Annotated in this window: 15 protein-coding genes; 9 read left to right on the top strand and 6 right to left on the bottom strand. The window is 58.4% G+C overall.

Annotated features, from left to right (window positions below):
• Nucleotides 1-37 precede the first annotated feature (37 nt).
• The 3 genes from M9Q49_RS06280 to M9Q49_RS06270 are packed head-to-tail and all read right to left on the bottom strand — an operon-like array spanning nucleotide 38 to nucleotide 2,412.
• The gene (locus M9Q49_RS06280; RefSeq protein WP_254507856.1) at nucleotides 38-1,651 is read right to left on the bottom strand and encodes a F0F1 ATP synthase subunit A; all 1,614 of its coding nucleotides are present in this window, start codon (nucleotides 1,649-1,651) and stop codon (nucleotides 38-40) included.
• A 25-nt stretch (nucleotides 1,652-1,676) separates the two neighbouring features.
• Nucleotides 1,677-2,150, bottom strand: a complete 474-nt coding sequence (locus M9Q49_RS06275) for a hypothetical protein (protein ID WP_254507855.1) — start codon at nucleotides 2,148-2,150, stop codon at nucleotides 1,677-1,679.
• The gene (locus M9Q49_RS06270) at nucleotides 2,134-2,412 is read right to left on the bottom strand and encodes an AtpZ/AtpI family protein (protein WP_254507854.1); all 279 of its coding nucleotides are present in this window, start codon (nucleotides 2,410-2,412) and stop codon (nucleotides 2,134-2,136) included. The genes M9Q49_RS06275 and M9Q49_RS06270 overlap by 17 nt, the downstream gene beginning before the upstream one ends.
• A gap of 638 nt (nucleotides 2,413-3,050) precedes the next feature.
• Here M9Q49_RS06270 and M9Q49_RS06265 point away from each other — a divergent pair.
• Entirely contained in the window at nucleotides 3,051-4,349 is a 1,299-nt protein-coding gene (locus M9Q49_RS06265) for a DUF4912 domain-containing protein (protein ID WP_254507853.1), read from the top strand.
• 144 nt (nucleotides 4,350-4,493) lie between these two features.
• Here the strand turns inward: M9Q49_RS06265 and lexA are convergent, their stop codons facing one another.
• Nucleotides 4,494-5,105, bottom strand: coding sequence for a transcriptional repressor LexA (gene lexA / locus M9Q49_RS06260; RefSeq protein ID WP_254507852.1), 612 nt, complete (start codon nucleotides 5,103-5,105; stop codon nucleotides 4,494-4,496).
• A 351-nt stretch (nucleotides 5,106-5,456) separates the two neighbouring features.
• Here lexA and M9Q49_RS06255 point away from each other — a divergent pair, with 351 nt between their 5' ends.
• The 8 genes from M9Q49_RS06255 (at nucleotide 5,457) to M9Q49_RS06220 (ending at nucleotide 13,025) form a co-directional block, all read left to right on the top strand.
• Complete coding sequence (locus M9Q49_RS06255; protein ID WP_254507851.1) at nucleotides 5,457-6,167, top strand: RNA polymerase sigma factor; 711 nt, start codon at nucleotides 5,457-5,459, stop codon at nucleotides 6,165-6,167.
• 52 nt (nucleotides 6,168-6,219) lie between these two features.
• A complete protein-coding gene (locus tag M9Q49_RS06250; protein ID WP_254507850.1) occupies nucleotides 6,220-6,726 on the top strand; it encodes an anti-sigma factor in 507 nt (168 codons plus the stop codon).
• Nucleotides 6,716-7,822, top strand: coding sequence for a hypothetical protein (locus tag M9Q49_RS06245; protein ID WP_254507849.1), 1,107 nt, complete (start codon nucleotides 6,716-6,718; stop codon nucleotides 7,820-7,822). Before M9Q49_RS06250 ends, M9Q49_RS06245 begins: the two co-directional genes overlap by 11 nt.
• A 193-nt stretch (nucleotides 7,823-8,015) precedes the next feature.
• Nucleotides 8,016-8,273: a hypothetical protein gene (locus M9Q49_RS06240; protein WP_254507848.1), complete on the top strand. Its 258-nt coding sequence runs from the start codon at nucleotides 8,016-8,018 to the stop codon at nucleotides 8,271-8,273.
• Between the two features lie 50 nt (nucleotides 8,274-8,323).
• On the top strand, nucleotides 8,324-9,160 hold the full coding sequence (locus tag M9Q49_RS06235; protein ID WP_254507847.1) for a TatD family hydrolase: 837 nt from the start codon (nucleotides 8,324-8,326) through the stop codon (nucleotides 9,158-9,160).
• A 19-nt stretch (nucleotides 9,161-9,179) separates the two neighbouring features.
• The gene (locus tag M9Q49_RS06230) at nucleotides 9,180-9,884 is read left to right on the top strand and encodes a class I SAM-dependent methyltransferase (protein ID WP_254507846.1); all 705 of its coding nucleotides are present in this window, start codon (nucleotides 9,180-9,182) and stop codon (nucleotides 9,882-9,884) included.
• A 134-nt stretch (nucleotides 9,885-10,018) separates the two neighbouring features.
• On the top strand, nucleotides 10,019-11,554 hold the full coding sequence (locus M9Q49_RS06225; protein WP_254507845.1) for a serine/threonine-protein kinase: 1,536 nt from the start codon (nucleotides 10,019-10,021) through the stop codon (nucleotides 11,552-11,554).
• A gap of 100 nt (nucleotides 11,555-11,654) precedes the next feature.
• A complete protein-coding gene (locus tag M9Q49_RS06220; RefSeq protein WP_254507844.1) occupies nucleotides 11,655-13,025 on the top strand; it encodes an alkaline phosphatase family protein in 1,371 nt (456 codons plus the stop codon).
• 150 nt (nucleotides 13,026-13,175) lie between these two features.
• On the opposite strand, the gene M9Q49_RS35355 is transcribed toward M9Q49_RS06220, so the two are convergent.
• Together M9Q49_RS35355 and M9Q49_RS06210 are read right to left on the bottom strand one after the other, a co-directional pair.
• Nucleotides 13,176-13,520 carry an RNA recognition motif domain-containing protein gene (locus tag M9Q49_RS35355; protein WP_261365143.1) on the bottom strand — a complete coding sequence of 115 codons (345 nt, stop codon included), beginning with the start codon at nucleotides 13,518-13,520 and terminating at the stop codon, nucleotides 13,176-13,178.
• A 277-nt stretch (nucleotides 13,521-13,797) separates the two neighbouring features.
• On the bottom strand, nucleotides 13,798-15,414 hold the full coding sequence (locus tag M9Q49_RS06210) for an amidase (RefSeq protein ID WP_254507843.1): 1,617 nt from the start codon (nucleotides 15,412-15,414) through the stop codon (nucleotides 13,798-13,800).
• Nucleotides 15,415-15,419 lie beyond the last annotated feature (5 nt).

Raw genomic sequence — 15,419 nt, 5'->3', positions numbered from 1 at the left:
GTGCGATACAAAAACCCGTATATACCAATTGAATGACTTAGTGCTTATGAATTGCTGCGCCAATGAAGAGCGCCGACAACAACGTAAACACATAAGCCTGCAAAAAGGCGACGAACAATTCGAGCAAGCTCAGCAACGTGCAGCCAAGGATGGAAGCACCTGCAGCGACCCACCACATCGGACTGACGGATCCATCAACGGTGAACTGGCTGGCAGCTTCAGCGCCGAAGGCGAGCGCCATGATGGCGAGCAACACCAAGTGGCCGGCCACCATATTGGCCAACAGACGCACCGACAACACGGCGTGCTTGATCAGCAGACCACCAAACTCGATTAAGAAAATCGCGGGCTTCAGAACAATGGCCATGTACCAAGGCATGTCCATCGAAGGGATTTGATTCGCAAAGAATCCCAAAAATCCAAACTGGGCCATGCCGGAGATAACCACGGCGGAAAACGTCACTAAAGCCAACGCCAGCGTCACACCCCAAGTCGAAGTCGGAGCACCAATCCAGGGCAACATACCAGCCAGATTGCAGCCGAGCACAAAGAAGAAAATCGTGCACAGCAGCGGCGTAAACTTCTTCGCCGGGCTGACATGAGCATGATCCTTCTTGCCGTGACCGTGACCTGCATGGCCATGATCATGACCATTGCCACCCAGACCCGGACCTGCATTAGCAGCAGCGGCAATCGCATGACCACCCGCGTCGACGCTCGCTGCATCGCCGGAGTGATGGTGATCGTTAGGGTGTTCATCATGATGCCCGTCGCCGATGGCGGGGACAGCGATTTGATCGCGAATGAAGACCACGAACACTTCGAGGAAGTTCCACATCCGCCCCTTGGGAGCAGCACCACTGATCACGCGCCGGGCGAGCCAGCTAAAAAAGATCGCGATCAGCAGCGCGACGGCAACTTCCACGATCATGTATTTCGTGATCGTGAGTTGTCCGGCTTCCGGTTCGTGCAGGTTTCGCAACCGGCCGAAGGGTTGAGGAATGAGTATCTTGCCAGAGAGATGTTCGCTGTAATCGGCGAGCTTCTGGTCGCTCCACTTAGTTTCTGCGGATTCGTCTTTCACGAAGCCGGCGACATCGGCTGCGGCGACCTTGGCTTCTTCCCACTTAGCGGGAAACTCAGCATCCGTCAGCATTTTATCGACGAACGGATCGAAAGCGTCGGTTTTGAAGCCATCGGCCTTTTGATAGTCGCCGTACTTCAGGTCGTTCGCGTCCCGAATATCTTCGGATCGCAGTTTTGACGCGGCTTGAACTTTCTGGCTCTTCCAGGTTGCAAACTCAGTCTTCCGAACTGCCACCTTCGAGTTGAGAAACTCATCAAAGGGCTTGCCGAAGTTTGGCCCGTGATGCCCGGCAGCGTGGTGATCGCCGTGTCCATGAGCATCGTGCGGATGCACCCAGTTGTGCCAAGCGTCGTGAGCCTCGTCTTCGGAAGGGAGTTTCACTCCCAAGCCTTCAAGGGCGTGGTACTGCTTGTGAAACTCGTAGTCTTGAAATTGATCGTCGAGCTCGACCCAAACCTTGCTGACGTCGGCAACCTGCTGCTTCGTGTTGAAGGCGCGAGGCCAGAGCTTCTTCGGGATCTCGAAGAAGTAGGCGTCTTTGATATGGAGTACGGGGTCAGCCATTGTTTATTTTGCTTGGATGCTAGAGTTAAGCTTTGGAAGGGGCATCCGTCGAGGCCGCCGGTTTGGCCAGGCCAGAGACAGAGTTGCTTCCGAGCAATTGCACCGCGAGACCAGTTTCTGCAACCAGGGCCACAAAGTAGTTGCCCAACAGAAACAGCATCAATTTCGTTTCGCCCCAAACGGGCGATTGACTATCGAGAAACATGGCTGCCATCAGCGGCAGCCCCATTCGCACACCCATTCCCAGCAACACAAAACCGAGCCCTTGGCCGATCTGCTTGCCGAGAAAAACCATCACGAGCGAGATCAGAGCAGCGCCCCAAACCAAGGCCCAAGCGGTGAGGGCCGAGGGAAGAAATCGCTGACCACCCATTTGCCAGGCGATGCCACAGGTAGCGGCGAGAGCGACTAAGACAACCGTGACAAAAATGGCGCACGCGCTGCCCCAACCTCGCAGCGGCGAGATTGGCTGGGGAGCAACTTCACGTGCCTGAGTCACGACCTGAATCCTCATTGTCGTCGTTGGAATCATCCGGCTTGTTACCGGACTTCGCACCGCGACGAGCTAACGCCAGCAGCTGGACGGTCCCCGCCACCACCCCGAGTCCAATGCCGATCAGGACGCAAAAATTCGTCCCGAGCCGAGAATCGAGATAGGCGCCGAGCAATCCGGGAAGAACCATGCCCCCGACGATGGAACTGGCCGAGACGGCCAACTGCATCAGCTCGCCATACGAGTTTTGGGCATCGCCACGACGCACAGAACACCGCAAGGAGAGAGGGGATCGCTGGGTGGAAAGGGGCGACCGAAACGTTCTCAGCAGAGCAAAACTGGGATAAAAGGCCTGGGAATAACAATTCCGTTAGCGCTGGGAAAGAGGGTAAATGTAACGATGCTGTCAGCCACGGTCAATCGAGTGGGCTCAAAATTCGTGCTTTTTTTCACAATGTCTGAGTCCAGACGCGTAACCATCGCAATAGTAAGGACTTTTGAGCAGCCCAAAGGTTCACGATCAGGGGTCAAAATGTCCAAAAAACGCCCTCGATTCGAAAAGCCATTGAAAGAGTCTGGCCAGATCTCGAAATTTTCAAAGTGAGGGATGAAATGTCGCTTTCATCCTACTAAACCGCCCCCGAGGGAGCTTTATCCGCCCCAAAGCCGTTCCTTCGAGGGCGGGAGATTGCAGTCGCGACTCTCATTAATTACACTAATCGTTACAACAACAGTTGCCGTCGATGGATCTCGGCAAGCTGCCGGTTGTCAACCTTAGTGCATGGCACGTCTGCCTTTGCGCGGTGTTGGGGCGATCAAAATGAGTCATGGAGGGCGCTGATACCAAATCCAGACATCGGCCGTGCGCGGCTTGGGTGTCATCGTTCGTGGATCTAGGTGAGCGTCATGATTACTACAGCTTCGTCGTTGACTGCTTCTTCATTGAAGGGGCAATCTCTCAAAGACCTCACCCGCCTGGCCAAGAAGAACGGCGTCAACGTCGGCAATTCCATGCGCAAGGATGACCTGGTAAAGGCCCTGCTGCGCGTCAGCAAGCCGAAAAAAGCCAAGCCGAAACCCGCTCCTGCCAAAGCAGTTGCGCCCAAGGCAGTCGCCAAGCCAGCCAGCAAACCCGCCGCCAAAGCCAAGCCGGTGGTCAAGGCACCAGCCCGTCCAGCCGCTCGCCCCGCTCCGGCGCCGGCAGCTGCGAAGGTTCACGCTCCGCACACCAACGGCAGCCACACCAAGCCACATGCCAAGGCCAAGCCCGAAAAGCCGACCGCCGCGACCAAGGCGCAAGACAAGATCAGCCAAAAGATCCACGCCTCCTACGCTGTGCGTGAACGCCTGAAAGATCTGTCGACGGCTTACACCAAGGCCGGATCAATTGCCAATAAGAAGGGGAGCGACAAGGACCGCATCGTCCTGATGGTCCGCGATCCTTATTGGCTGCAGGTTTCGTGGCAAGTGACTCGGACCAGCGTCAAGCGGGCCGAAGCCGCCCTCGCCGAACACTGGCACACAGCCCGGCCAATCCTTCGCCTGATGGAAGTCGACGGCGGCGCGACCACCAGCACGGCCGAGCGTGTGGTCCGCGAGATCGACGTCCACGGCGGCGTGACCAACTGGTACATCGACGTGCCGAACCCACCGCACAGCTACCGCGCTGATCTGGGATACATTGCCGCCAATGGCAAATTCTTCTCCATCGCCCGCAGCAACTCGGTTTCAACGCCGGCCCCGGATACTGCCGATGCCATCGATGAAAACTGGACCGACATCGCCGAGAACTACGAAAAGATCTACGCGATGAGCGGCGGCTATGCAGAAGAAAGCTCCAGCGGCGATCTGCAAGAACTCTTCGAAGAACGCCTGCAACGGCCGATGGTTTCACCCTCGGGAAATCAGTTCGGCGCTGGCGCCGACCGCGTCGTGAACAAGCATCGCGACTTCCGCTTCAACGTCGACGCCGAAATGATCGTCTTCGGCGCGACCAAGCCCGATGCCCGCGTTACGCTCGCCGGCGAACCAGTCAAACTACGCGGCGACGGCTCGTTCACCATCCGCCTCAGCATGCCCGACAAGCGGCAGGTTCTGCCAATCGTTTCGAGTAGTGCCGATGGCGTCGAACAACGGACCGTTGTAATCGCCGTCGAGCGGAACACCAAGGTTCTCGAACCAATGGTCCGCGAGCAGAACGACTAACGCTCCGCACGCTTGCATCGTGGAGCGACAGGCGAAACCGCGGCGAAGATGAAGATGCTGCCGCGGGCGCGAATTCTGTTTATTGGCAAACGAAACGATCTGCGTTTGCCAAGGCTGTGACCTCAACCGAGAAGCGACCAAGCGTTAGTTCATATTACGAACAACGCCAATCACGACTCCTAGCACCGTCGCGCTCTGCACATAGATCGGCGACATCGACGAATTGGCGGGCTGCAGGCGGATGCGATTTGCTTCCGGGTGCCAGAACTTGAGCGTGGCTTCGTCTTCGCCGGTCTGGGCGACGACCATCTGGCCGGTCTGGGCGTTCTTGGTCTTTTTGCAAACGACGTAGTCACCGTCGGAAATTTGGGCCTCGATCATCGAGTCGCCGCGGACCTTCAGCACGAACACATTCTTTCGCTGAAACATCTCGCCGAAGTCGACGCGCTCGGCTTGTTCCCACGAGAGAGTGGTGGGGCCAGCGGCGACCATGCCGACCATCGGCAGCCCCTTCGTTTCTTCGATCCACTCGGGAGCCAGTTCGATGGCCCGGGCTACGGCGCGATCTTGCTTGCGGACGCGTTGCAGCATCCCCTTCTTTTCCAAAGCGCGGAGATGGCACATCACGCCGTTGGGCGAGCTGATTTCGAAATGCGCGCCGATTTCGCGGACCGTGGGGCCGTAGCCACGAGTCTGCACTTGCTCGCGAATGAATTCGAAAACGGCAAGCTGCCGCTTGGTGAGTGAATCTGTCATCGCCATGATTTTGCGTCCTTGTGGGTGGCCTGATAAACGAAGTTTGCTGAATTAGTCGGCTACTATGATGAATCGTAATATACAGCCGTACAGATTCAATAGCATTTGTACACAAACCGCCGAAATTCTTCCAAACTTCCCCCCGTTTTGCAAGGACTGGAGCGAATATTCGCCAAAAGAAACCCCCATTCGAGCCCGGGGTTTAATGAGAGGAGGGTGACTTCGTTGCACTTTCGGCCTGCAACTGCGGTAAACTGGAAGCTGCATGAGTGCAGTGACCTGCCGCCATCGGCTGGAACTGCCAACGCAAAATCCTCCGGACCAATCCACTGTAGGAATCAGGGAGCAGCCTTGTCGCCAGGTCCATTGCCACCCAAGAATCCGCCCAATTCCGCGGCCAACGGCGCCGATCTGCCTATTTCATACGAACAGGCCGATCCCGACGTCCGGCTGATGCTGCAGGTGCGCGCGGGGAGCGCGGCCGCGTTTGAGGAATTGGTGCTGCGTTATCAGGCCCGACTGCTGACCGTTTTGGAACACCTGGTCAACAATCGTGAGCAAGCTGAAGACTTAGCCCAGGAAGTTTTTCTGCGGGTCTATCGGGCTCGCGAACGCTACGAGCCGGGGGCCAAGTTCAGTACTTGGTTGTTCACGATTGCCAACAATGTGGCGAGCAACTCGCTTCGTTCGAAGTCACGGCGCAAAGAAGTCGGTGTGCCCGATCGCGTGGGGAGCGACTCTACGCCGATGCAACTCGATCAAATGGCGCTGGCGGCCAGCGGACAGATGCCGACCCGCGCTTTGGATAAAGCAGAAACCGCGGAAGTCGTTCGGCTCGCGCTGGAGTCGCTCAATCCGCGTCAACGGATGGCGCTGCTGCTGAGCAAGTTCGAAGAGATGAGTTACCAGGATATTGCCGCGTCGATGGAGATGTCGGTGCAAGCCACCAAATCGCTGTTGTCGCGGGCGCGCGAAAACTTGCGCGTGATTTTGGCTCCGTATTTCGAAAACGGCGTTCGTCCTGGCGAACTTGCCGCCGCCGATGCCGAAGACATTGTTTGAGTAACTGGGTTTAACGAGTTGGAATGTTGGTTGAGCGATAGCGGTGAATGTTATGAACGAACGAAATACACCCAACGACTCCGGCATCCTCGAAGAGGAACTGGTCGCCTATCTCGACGGCGAATTGCCCGATGCTGAGCGGGCGCGCATCGAGAAGCGACTGGCTAGCGATGCGGCTTGCCAGCGCAAACTGGCCCAGCTGCAAAAGGCTTGGGACCTGCTCGACATGCTCTCGAAGGCCGAGCCCGATGCCGAGTTCGCCCGCTCGACGGTCGAGATGGTCGCGATCCAGCAAGAGAAAGAAGTCGAGCAACTGCAGGTCAATGCCCACCGCACCAAATGGCTGATGTTCGCCGGTGGCGGTGTGGCGATTGCCGCGTCACTCGTGGCCGGGTTCATGCTCGCCAGCTACCAACTCAATGCTCCCGAACGTCAGCTGCTACAGGACCTGCCGGTGATTCAGCGGGTCGATGAACTTCGTTATGCCGAGAGCGTCGACTTTTTGGAACGCTTGCGCCGGGAAGGTTTGTTTGCAGGAGAAGGTGAAGATGCGATCTAACTTCGTCTCCTATTTCTTCACCGCTTGCCTGGCGATCAGCGCCGCAACTGCTTTCGCCGAGCCTCCCTCGCGTGAAGACCTCAGGGCTTTGTCGCCGGAAGAAAAAGCTGCGCTGCTGCAAAAGAAAGAACGCTTCGACGCACTCGCGAAAGAAGAGCAAGATCGGCTACGCGCGCTAAACACCTCGATCACGTCTTCGGAACATGGCGATCAACTGCATCGCACGCTCGACCGTTATCACGAATGGTTGAAATCGCTGACGACCAAGCAGCGGGCCGATCTATTGGGGCTGCCAGCCGAACAGCGCGTCGAGCGGATCAAGGAACTGATGCAAGAACAGGAGCGAGCCCGACTGCGCGACCTCGGCGGCAAGCAACTTCCAGAGGATGACATTGATGCCATATTTGGTTGGCTCGACGAGTACATGAAGCAGCACGAGGACAAATACCTCGAGCGTTTGCCCGACGACGTGCGCAAACGGATTCTCGATCAAGAAGAAGTCAGCCGTCGTCGCAGCCTGATGCGCGGGATCATCATGCGCGGGCCACGGAATGATTTTCCGATGCCGCTGCGTGAGGATTTCGAACGACTGTTGCCAAAACTGTCCGGTGCCACGCGGGCCGCGCTCGACTCGGCGAAAACGCCAGAAGAAAAACAGCAACTCGCCCGGCAATGGATCTTCAGCGCGATGATCAGTAAGGTCTTGCCCGCCGCGAGCGAAGAAGACCTCAAGAAGGTCTTCAGCGAATTGCCGCCCGATCAGCGCGAACGCCTGGAACGCAAATCTCCCGAAGAGCTCAAGCGCGAACTCACCTGGCGATTTCACTGGAAGCAATGGCCTGGCCGCGAAGGTGGTTGGCGCGGTGGTCCGGGAGGTGGCGGTCCAGGTGGACGCGGCCCCGGCGGCAAAGGCGAAGGTCCTGGTCCCGGCCCCGGTGAACGTGAACCAGGCAACGGCCCTGGTGGTCGCGGCCCAGGCGGACGTGGTCCAGGCGGCGATCGCCCCAAACGGCCCGAAGGCGAACGAAGCGATGCTCCGACACCGCCTCCGCCACCTCCACCGAAAGGCGAGCCGAAAGAAGTACGGCCGGAATAACATTCGGGCGGCCTCTTCGACATTCGCCTGCCAGATTTCCACTCGCACCGCAACTTGATTTTCTCAGCCCTTGGCAGGAAACTAGGGAGAAGTGTCGGCCTTCGCGCGTTCTGCCAGTTTCGCGCCGCCGAACACAATCACCCACCTGTTCTACCCGCCAGGCTGTTTCAGCCGTGCTTAGCAAGTGATGGCCATGTCGCTTACCGCTTTGGAAACGCTCAATCGCGAGTTTCTGGAAATTCGCTGCCGCATTCTCGATCTCGCCGCGATGCTCGATCGCCTGGAACGCTCGGATGACAACGTCGTCGATGATCCGCGCTTGAAGCGCGTACACGAAGCCCTCGACGTACTAAAAAAAGTCCGCGAAGACCGCGCCGAGCAAGTGCAACTGACGTTCTCGCGCCCCTATGACGAAGCGTGGCTGCAAACGCTGAAGGTCAAGCCGCGATAACGACGCATAGCAAAGAGCAGCCAGCACAACTCTCCACAGATTGAAAGCATATGGATTACTTCGACCCGCATATTCACATGGTTTCGCGGATTACCGACGACTACGAGACGCTCGCGCGCATGGGTTGCGTCGCACTCAGCGAACCGGCGTTCTGGGCCGGTTTTGATCGTGGCACGGTTCACGGCTTTCGTGATTACTTCCGGCAGCTGACCGAAGTCGAACCGAAGCGGGCCGCGCAATACGGCATTCAGCATTACTGCTGGCTCTGCATCAACGCCAAGGAAGCCGAGAACGTCAGCCTGTCGCGCGAAGTGATCGCGATGATTCCTGAGTTCATCAACAAGCCGAACGTGCTCGGCATCGGAGAGATCGGGCTCAATAAAAATACTCGCAACGAAGCCATCGTGTTTCTCGAGCACATGGAACTGGCGATCAAGTACGAACAGCAAATCCTCATTCACACTCCGCACCTGGAAGACAAATACCAAGGGACGCGGATGATTCTCGATATGCTCACCGGCGACTCGCGCATCGAGCGCAATCGCGTGCTCGTCGATCACGTCGAGGAGCACACCATCCGCCACGTTCTGGAAGAAGGTTTCTGGGCCGGCATGACGCTCTATCCCGTGAGCAAGTGCACGCCCGCTCGCGCGGTCGACATGATCGAAATGTACGGCTCGGAGCGTCTGATGGTGAACTCGGCCGGCGATTGGGGCCCGAGCAAACCGACGGCTGTGCCCGACTTCATCATGGAAATGCGCCGCCGCAAACATCCGGAAAGTCTCATCCGCAAAATCGTGTACGAAAATCCGCTGCAGTTCTTCAGCCAGAGTCAGAGCTTTCGCTTTACTCCGCGCGATGCCAGCGAAACGGTCGCCACGAGATGAGTCGCCGGGAGTACCCGGAGTGAGCGATCACCTCCATTCGCAAGACAAAATCTGGTCGCATTTTCAAAATGCCGATCCAGAGTCGTTCGCTGCCGCGAAGCCGCGGCTCGAATACATCGTGCGCTCGATTTCCCGTCGAGTGAAGTCGCCGAAACCAAAGGTTCTCAACATCGGTGTCGGCAGCGGGCATTTCGAGCAAACGGCACTCGCTCGTGGCTTTGAGGTTCATTCGCTCGATCCCGATGCCGTCGCCATCGAGCGGTTAGCCACGGCGGGCGTGACCGGGCATGTTGGTTACATCGAGCAGATGTCGCTCGCCGACAAGCAATTTGATGCGGTCGTTGCCTCCGAAGTGCTCGAGCATCTGCACGATGCTCAGCGAGCCGCCGGCCTGCAGGAAATCTCTCGCGTGCTCAAGCCCGGCGGTTGGTTTCTCGGCACGGTGCCTTACAACGAGAACCTCAAAGCGGGTGACGTCATTTGTCCTTGCTGCGGCACACTCTTTCATCGCTGGGGCCATCAGCAGACCTTTACGGTGGCCAGCTTGCGAACGCAACTGGAGCATCAGTTCGCCGTCCGCGAATTGCGCCGCACGGCCTTTGTGCCTTTTCGCAATCGCGGGCCGTTCGGCAAGCTAAAGTCGCTGGCTCGGCTGCTGCTGGCGCGGGCTGGCCAGATGATTGCCGTTCCGTCGTTGTATTGGGTAGCTCAATCGCGGGGATGACTATTTGTTGTTGCCGCAATATGAACCATCGGCCGCCGTTAGGAGACTCATCCAGACGAGGTTGCCGAATGGCGCTGGGCAACCCATACTGGATTCTAGCCAGATCCCTCCCCTGAATTCCCTCCTGATCTTTCATGACCGAACTGCCCGGCGATGTCGCGAGCGAGCCAGACCTGGTGGGTCGGCGGCTGGGCGATTATCAGCTGCTCCGTCGCCTCGGCCGCGGCGGTATGGCCGAGGTTTATCTCGCGCAGCAAATGTCGCTCGAGCGGCAGGTGGCGTTCAAAGTTCTCCGCCAAAGCCTGGCCGCGAACGAAACCTATGTCCGCCGCTTTCATCACGAAGCTCAAGCGGCTGCCAAGCTGACCCACGCCAACATCGTGCAGATACACGAAGTGGGACAGGCCGAAGGCGTGCACTACATCGTTCAGGAATACGTGCCAGGGCGGAACCTGAAACAGTTGCTCGCCCATCGCGGCAGGCCGTTCGATGCGCCGCAGGTTTCACTCATTCTGCGCCAGGTGGCTGGCGCTCTGCAGCGTGCCGCCGATGAAGGAATCATTCATCGCGACATCAAGCCCGAAAACATCATGCTGTCGAGTTCCGGCGAAGTAAAGGTCGCCGACTTCGGCCTGGCCCGCATCGCCCAAGGCGGCGACAAGCTCGATCTGACGCAGATCGGCATGACCATGGGCACGCCGCTGTACATGAGTCCCGAGCAAGTAGAGGGAAAGGTCGTCGACCCACGCAGCGATCTTTATTCGCTGGGCGTGACGGCCTATCACATTCTCGCTGGCCGGCCCCCGTTCGACGGCGAGAGCGCGCTCGCGGTGGCGGTGCAGCATTTGAAAAATGATCCGCCGCGGCTCGAAACCATCCGGCCCGATGTGCCGTCCGGATTGTGTCGCATCGTGCATCGCTTGCTCGCCAAACGCGCCGATGATCGTTATCAACGGCCCGTGGAACTGCTCAAGGAGTTGCGGTCTCTCAAGATCGAAGGGCTCGAAGACGATTGGGCCGCTGATCTGCCGGCCTGGGGTTTGACTGCCACCTTTATCGGAACGGGACTCAACGAAGCCACGCAGCAACTCTCGCGAGCCATGCTCAAGCAGGCTCTCACGCGGCAAAAAAGCTGGGCATGGCTCATCGGCATTGTGCTGCTGATTGTGGCCTTTCCTGTGGGCGGCATGATTGCCTGGTCGCTCATGCCGCCGCCGTTGCTGGTCGCCAGCAACATTCCCAAGGCGACGATGAAAAAGTATGAAACGATCGACGAGCAGCTTTTCGCCGCGCTGCTTGCCCAGCAGAACCGCGAGCAGGCTCTGAAAGCGGTCTGGGAATATTTTCCGCCGGGCAACAGCCCCGAAGCGCTGCGCATCACCCGCATCGCCAAGTCGCATCTCGGCTTCTGGTACTTGCAACAGAATCGGCTAACCGACGCCTATGCCATTTATCACGAACTCGCGAATCTCGAACAAACCGAGCGGGAGTTTCGTGCTCTCGGACTGGCCGGAGAGGCAGTCGTGCTCGATCGGCAAGAGCAACCCGATGAAGTCAAGGAACGGCTCCCTTCGCTCCTCAGCAACTACAGCCGCCTGCCGCAAGAAAATCTGCTGAAAGCAGATATCGAAGCGCTGCTGAAAAAGTACGGCCTCTCGGCGCCGAAGTAGCCGCCGCCCCAATCGCAGCGAGCCGGGCTACAATGCGGTGACTTTGTGCTTCAAGCTGCGAACTCGCAGCCCTCCAAAATGTCTCCGCCTTGAGTTGTTTATGCGCTCCTTCTGTTTGCTCGCGTTTGTCGTTGCGTTGCTGTTGCCAACTCAGTCCTTTGCCGCGAATCGCGACCAGCACATCATCGTCGTCAGCGTCGACGGCTTGGCTGCGTATCTGCTAAATGATCCGAAAGCGCCGCTGCCCACGATTCGCAAGCTGGCCAAAGCGGGAAGTGTCGCTGAAGGAGGAATGAAGGTTTCGAATCCTAGCGTCACCTGGCCGAATCATTCGTCGGTCATTACTGGCGTGCGGCCGGAGAAGCACGGCGTGCTCGCGAATGGCGTGTTGGTGCGAGGCGCCATCGATGTGCCGACGGTGGTCGATCCCAAACGGGATCAGCAGGATTTGATCCGCGTAAAAACGATCATCGATGCCGCTCACGAAGTGGGCTTGGCAACGGCCGAAATCAACTGGCCCTGCATGCGCGGTTCCAAATCGCTCGACGACAGTTTTCCCGATGTCCCCGAGCAAGTCATTCACATGACGCCGCGACTGCGGCAGGAGTTGGTGATCGATGGTATTCTCGCTGATGAAACGCAACCGTCGTTCGCGGCCAACAGCGTTGTCGGCAAGGATCTCATCTGGACCGAAGCTGCTTGCCATCTGATTCGCCAGCGCAAGCCGAACTTGCTGTTTGTGCATCTGCTCAACTGCGACGCCACGCATCACTTGCTCGGCGCGCAAACGCCGGCCGGTTACACGGCCAATGCTTACGCCGATTCGTGCGTAGCCAAGATGGTCGCGGCGACGAAGGAAGCCGGCATCTTCGACAAGACGACGTTCATCATCCTCGCCGATCACGGCTTCACTTCCACGCCGAAAGCGATCTGCCCGAACGTGTTGCTGCGGCAGAATGAGTTGCTCACCGTAACGGCGGGAAAAATGTCGGACGCCAAGATCCACGTCTTTCCCGAGGGTGGCATCGGCCTGGTGTATTGCACCAACCCGGCGACGGCCGCCGCCGATCGCGAAAAGTTCCGCGACCTGATGAAAGACAAAGAAGGAGTCGCCGAGGTTATTTTCCCCGACCGCTTTACCGAACTCGGCATTCCTCATCCGCGCGAATACAACCAATCACCCGACGCGGTGCTAGTTGCCAAGGACGGTTACGCAGTGGCCGGCACGCCGATCGGCGAAGAGTTCGTTGTCGCCAACACTGAATCCAAAACCGCGCTCGGCTCGCACGGTTTCATTTCGTCGCTCGACAAGATGAATGCCCCGCTGGTCCTCAGCGGTAACGGCGTTCGCACGGGCGAAACGCTGAAGAGCGTCGAAAACATCGACGTCGCGCCGACGATTGCCAAGCTCTTGGGGATTGAGTTCCCCAGCGCCGACGGTAAAGCGTTAAACGCCGCTCTTTCGAAATAGCGAAAGATCGAATCGCAGTAGACCGACAAGAAACAAAAACGGCGGTGATCGCCAAAAGCAATCACCGCCGCAAAATATACGATTAGCAGGTTCGAACTTCGAAGACTCTATTCGTTGGACAATCTTCGCGGACATCGCCCGCGCGCTGGATTAACGACGGCCGCCGTAACCGCCGCCACCGCCGCCTCGGCCACCACCGTAGCCGCCACCGCCACCTCGGCCACCACCACCGCCACCGCCGCCGCCACGATCTTCACGTGGGCGAGCTTCGTTGACCGTCAGCGGGCGACCGTCGTGCTGCTGCTCGTGCAGGCCCTTGATGGCCTCACGGGCGGCATTGTCGTCAGCCATTTCGACAAAGCCGAAACCCTTGCTGCGACCGGTGTCGCGGTCCTGAATCACTTGAGCGCTACGAACCTGGCCGAACTGCGAAAACAGTTCTTCCAGCTTCTCGTTGGTCACCCCGTAGCTCAGGTTCCCGACATACAACTTCATTGCCACCGCACAACTCCTGACAAAAAACTCCGGCCCTCGTACTCACTTTCAGGGCCGATGAAAGGGACCGCTCTAGGTCCGCCAAACGGAACAGGCGAGGGGAGCAACGACCGATTCTACAGAACCAAACGCTACGCACGACTTCGTCGACCTATTGGCCACTCAGAGTTATACACCTTTCGATGGAGACAATGCCAGCACGATTTGCGGGAAATATTTTCAATTCGCCAGCTAGAAAGTGGCAAATCTTGATCAACTCTTCCGCCAGCGCGGAAGACTAAGAAGACCGCGCACCCATCGCAGCCAAATGCGCCGCGGACAACTGCGGACGTGGCAGCGCGCGTTCCAGCGCCGCCATCACTGCCAGGACAATATCTTCTCGCCACGGCCGCGCGATCACTTGCACACTCACTGGCAAACCCGCACTGCCGGCATCGACGGCGGCTGCTTGTTTCAGCACCATATCGCGAGTCGGCGCACGGCCCACTTGCTCGTCTTCACGAACCGTCGACAGCGACACCACACCTGCCGGCCAACCGAGCAAGTTCGGCAGAAAGGTATAGCTCGCCGCGGGAAGCAAATCGAACGGCTTGCCGTGCTGCGCCGCAGGAACGCCGAAGGCCGGAGACAAGATGACATCGATTTGCTGCTCATCCAGCAGTGCGGCAAAACCGCGGATGAATTGCTGTTGCTCGTAGACTCGTTCCCAATGCTCGGCCGTCGATTGCGGCCGACTCGCGCCGATCAGTTGATACATCAGCCGTTGGCCCAGCAGCCAGCAGAAACTTCGGACCACCGCACGCACGGGACTTCGTAATCCACCGAGCAGCAGCATCTTTGACACGCGCGAATCAAGCCGACTTCCCTTGGCCAATTTCCGCACATCAGCGTTGCCGTCGGCTTCCAGCAATTGGCAGTAGAGCTCCAAGATCTCTTTACCATTCGTGAAGCGTGGCTCTGCTGCTTTCACCACATCATCGAGCACAGCAATTTCAACGTCGTATTCCGAGCACAGCACCTCGGCAGCATCGAGCACCGCGCGGCGAATCGCTGGCGAGGGAGGTACCCAATCATCGCTCAGCCACAAACCAACCTTGAGCTTACGAATATCGACTTCGCGCGACGCTCGCAAAGGCCAGGGTTCAATTTCGTTCAGCGACAGCCCATCACTGTGATCGGCAAGAACCTGCAGCGCGAGTTCCAAATCCTCGACATGCCGCGCCATCGGACCGGCAACGACTTGAATCGCTTCGAGGCCGCGAAAAGTACGAAGCGCGCCAGACGTAGGAAGCCGACGCGATGTCGGCTTCAAGCCATGAATGCCGCACCACGCTGACGGAACTCGAATGCTCCCGCCGAGATCGGTACCCAAGCCCAGTGGCGAGCCGCCGGCAGCGATGATGGCTCCTTCGCCGCCAGTGCTGCCTCCCGAAGTGCGAGCGAGGTCCCACGGATTATTCGTCCGGCCGTAGACCGGGTTATCGCACTCGTGCCAAAACATCAACTGCGGCACGTTGGTCTTGCCGAGAATGATCGCGCCGGCGCGCTGCAATCGCGCGACCAGCACACCCGTTTCACCAACGATATTGTCCCGCAGATTCGTCAAGCCGATGCACGTCGGCGAGCCCTGCAGATACATGCTCTCCTTGATCGTCATCGGCACGCCGGCGAGCGGACCGAGCTTTTCGCCGCGAGCTATTTTTTCGTCGACGGCAGTTGCTTCCTGGCGCGCCGCATCGAAGCGGTTCCAGACGAGAGCGTTGAGTGCTTTGTGCGTCTGCTCGCAGCGGGAGATGTAAGCCTCGCACACTTCGCGAGCGCTGATTTCTCGCGCAGCAATGCGCCGGGCGATGTCGCTGGCACTCCAAGATGTTGGTGAGTCCCCATCACCCATGCTCC

It is taken from the genome of Anatilimnocola floriformis (assembly GCF_024256385.1).
GTDB classification, from domain to species: domain Bacteria; phylum Planctomycetota; class Planctomycetia; order Pirellulales; family Pirellulaceae; genus Anatilimnocola; species Anatilimnocola floriformis.
This window is presented reverse-complemented; position numbering and strand designations above follow the sequence as displayed.

Excerpts from the sequence above, each read along its gene's own strand:
- M9Q49_RS35355 (WP_261365143.1), bottom strand. The coding sequence starts at position 13,520 with ATGAAGTTGTATGTCGGGAACCTGAGCTACGGGGTGACCAACGAGAAG.
- M9Q49_RS06210 (WP_254507843.1), bottom strand. The coding sequence starts at position 15,414 with ATGGGTGATGGGGACTCACCAACATCTTGGAGTGCCAGCGACATCGCC.
- M9Q49_RS06240 (WP_254507848.1), top strand. The coding sequence starts at position 8,016 with ATGTCGCTTACCGCTTTGGAAACGCTCAATCGCGAGTTTCTGGAAATT.
- M9Q49_RS06265 (WP_254507853.1), top strand. The coding sequence starts at position 3,051 with ATGATTACTACAGCTTCGTCGTTGACTGCTTCTTCATTGAAGGGGCAA.
- M9Q49_RS06250 (WP_254507850.1), top strand. The coding sequence starts at position 6,220 with ATGAACGAACGAAATACACCCAACGACTCCGGCATCCTCGAAGAGGAA.
- M9Q49_RS06245 (WP_254507849.1), top strand. The coding sequence starts at position 6,716 with ATGCGATCTAACTTCGTCTCCTATTTCTTCACCGCTTGCCTGGCGATC.
- M9Q49_RS06280 (WP_254507856.1), bottom strand. The coding sequence starts at position 1,651 with ATGGCTGACCCCGTACTCCATATCAAAGACGCCTACTTCTTCGAGATC.
- M9Q49_RS06220 (WP_254507844.1), top strand. The coding sequence starts at position 11,655 with ATGCGCTCCTTCTGTTTGCTCGCGTTTGTCGTTGCGTTGCTGTTGCCA.
- lexA (WP_254507852.1), bottom strand. The coding sequence starts at position 5,105 with ATGACAGATTCACTCACCAAGCGGCAGCTTGCCGTTTTCGAATTCATT.
- M9Q49_RS06235 (WP_254507847.1), top strand. The coding sequence starts at position 8,324 with ATGGATTACTTCGACCCGCATATTCACATGGTTTCGCGGATTACCGAC.
- M9Q49_RS06225 (WP_254507845.1), top strand. The coding sequence starts at position 10,019 with ATGACCGAACTGCCCGGCGATGTCGCGAGCGAGCCAGACCTGGTGGGT.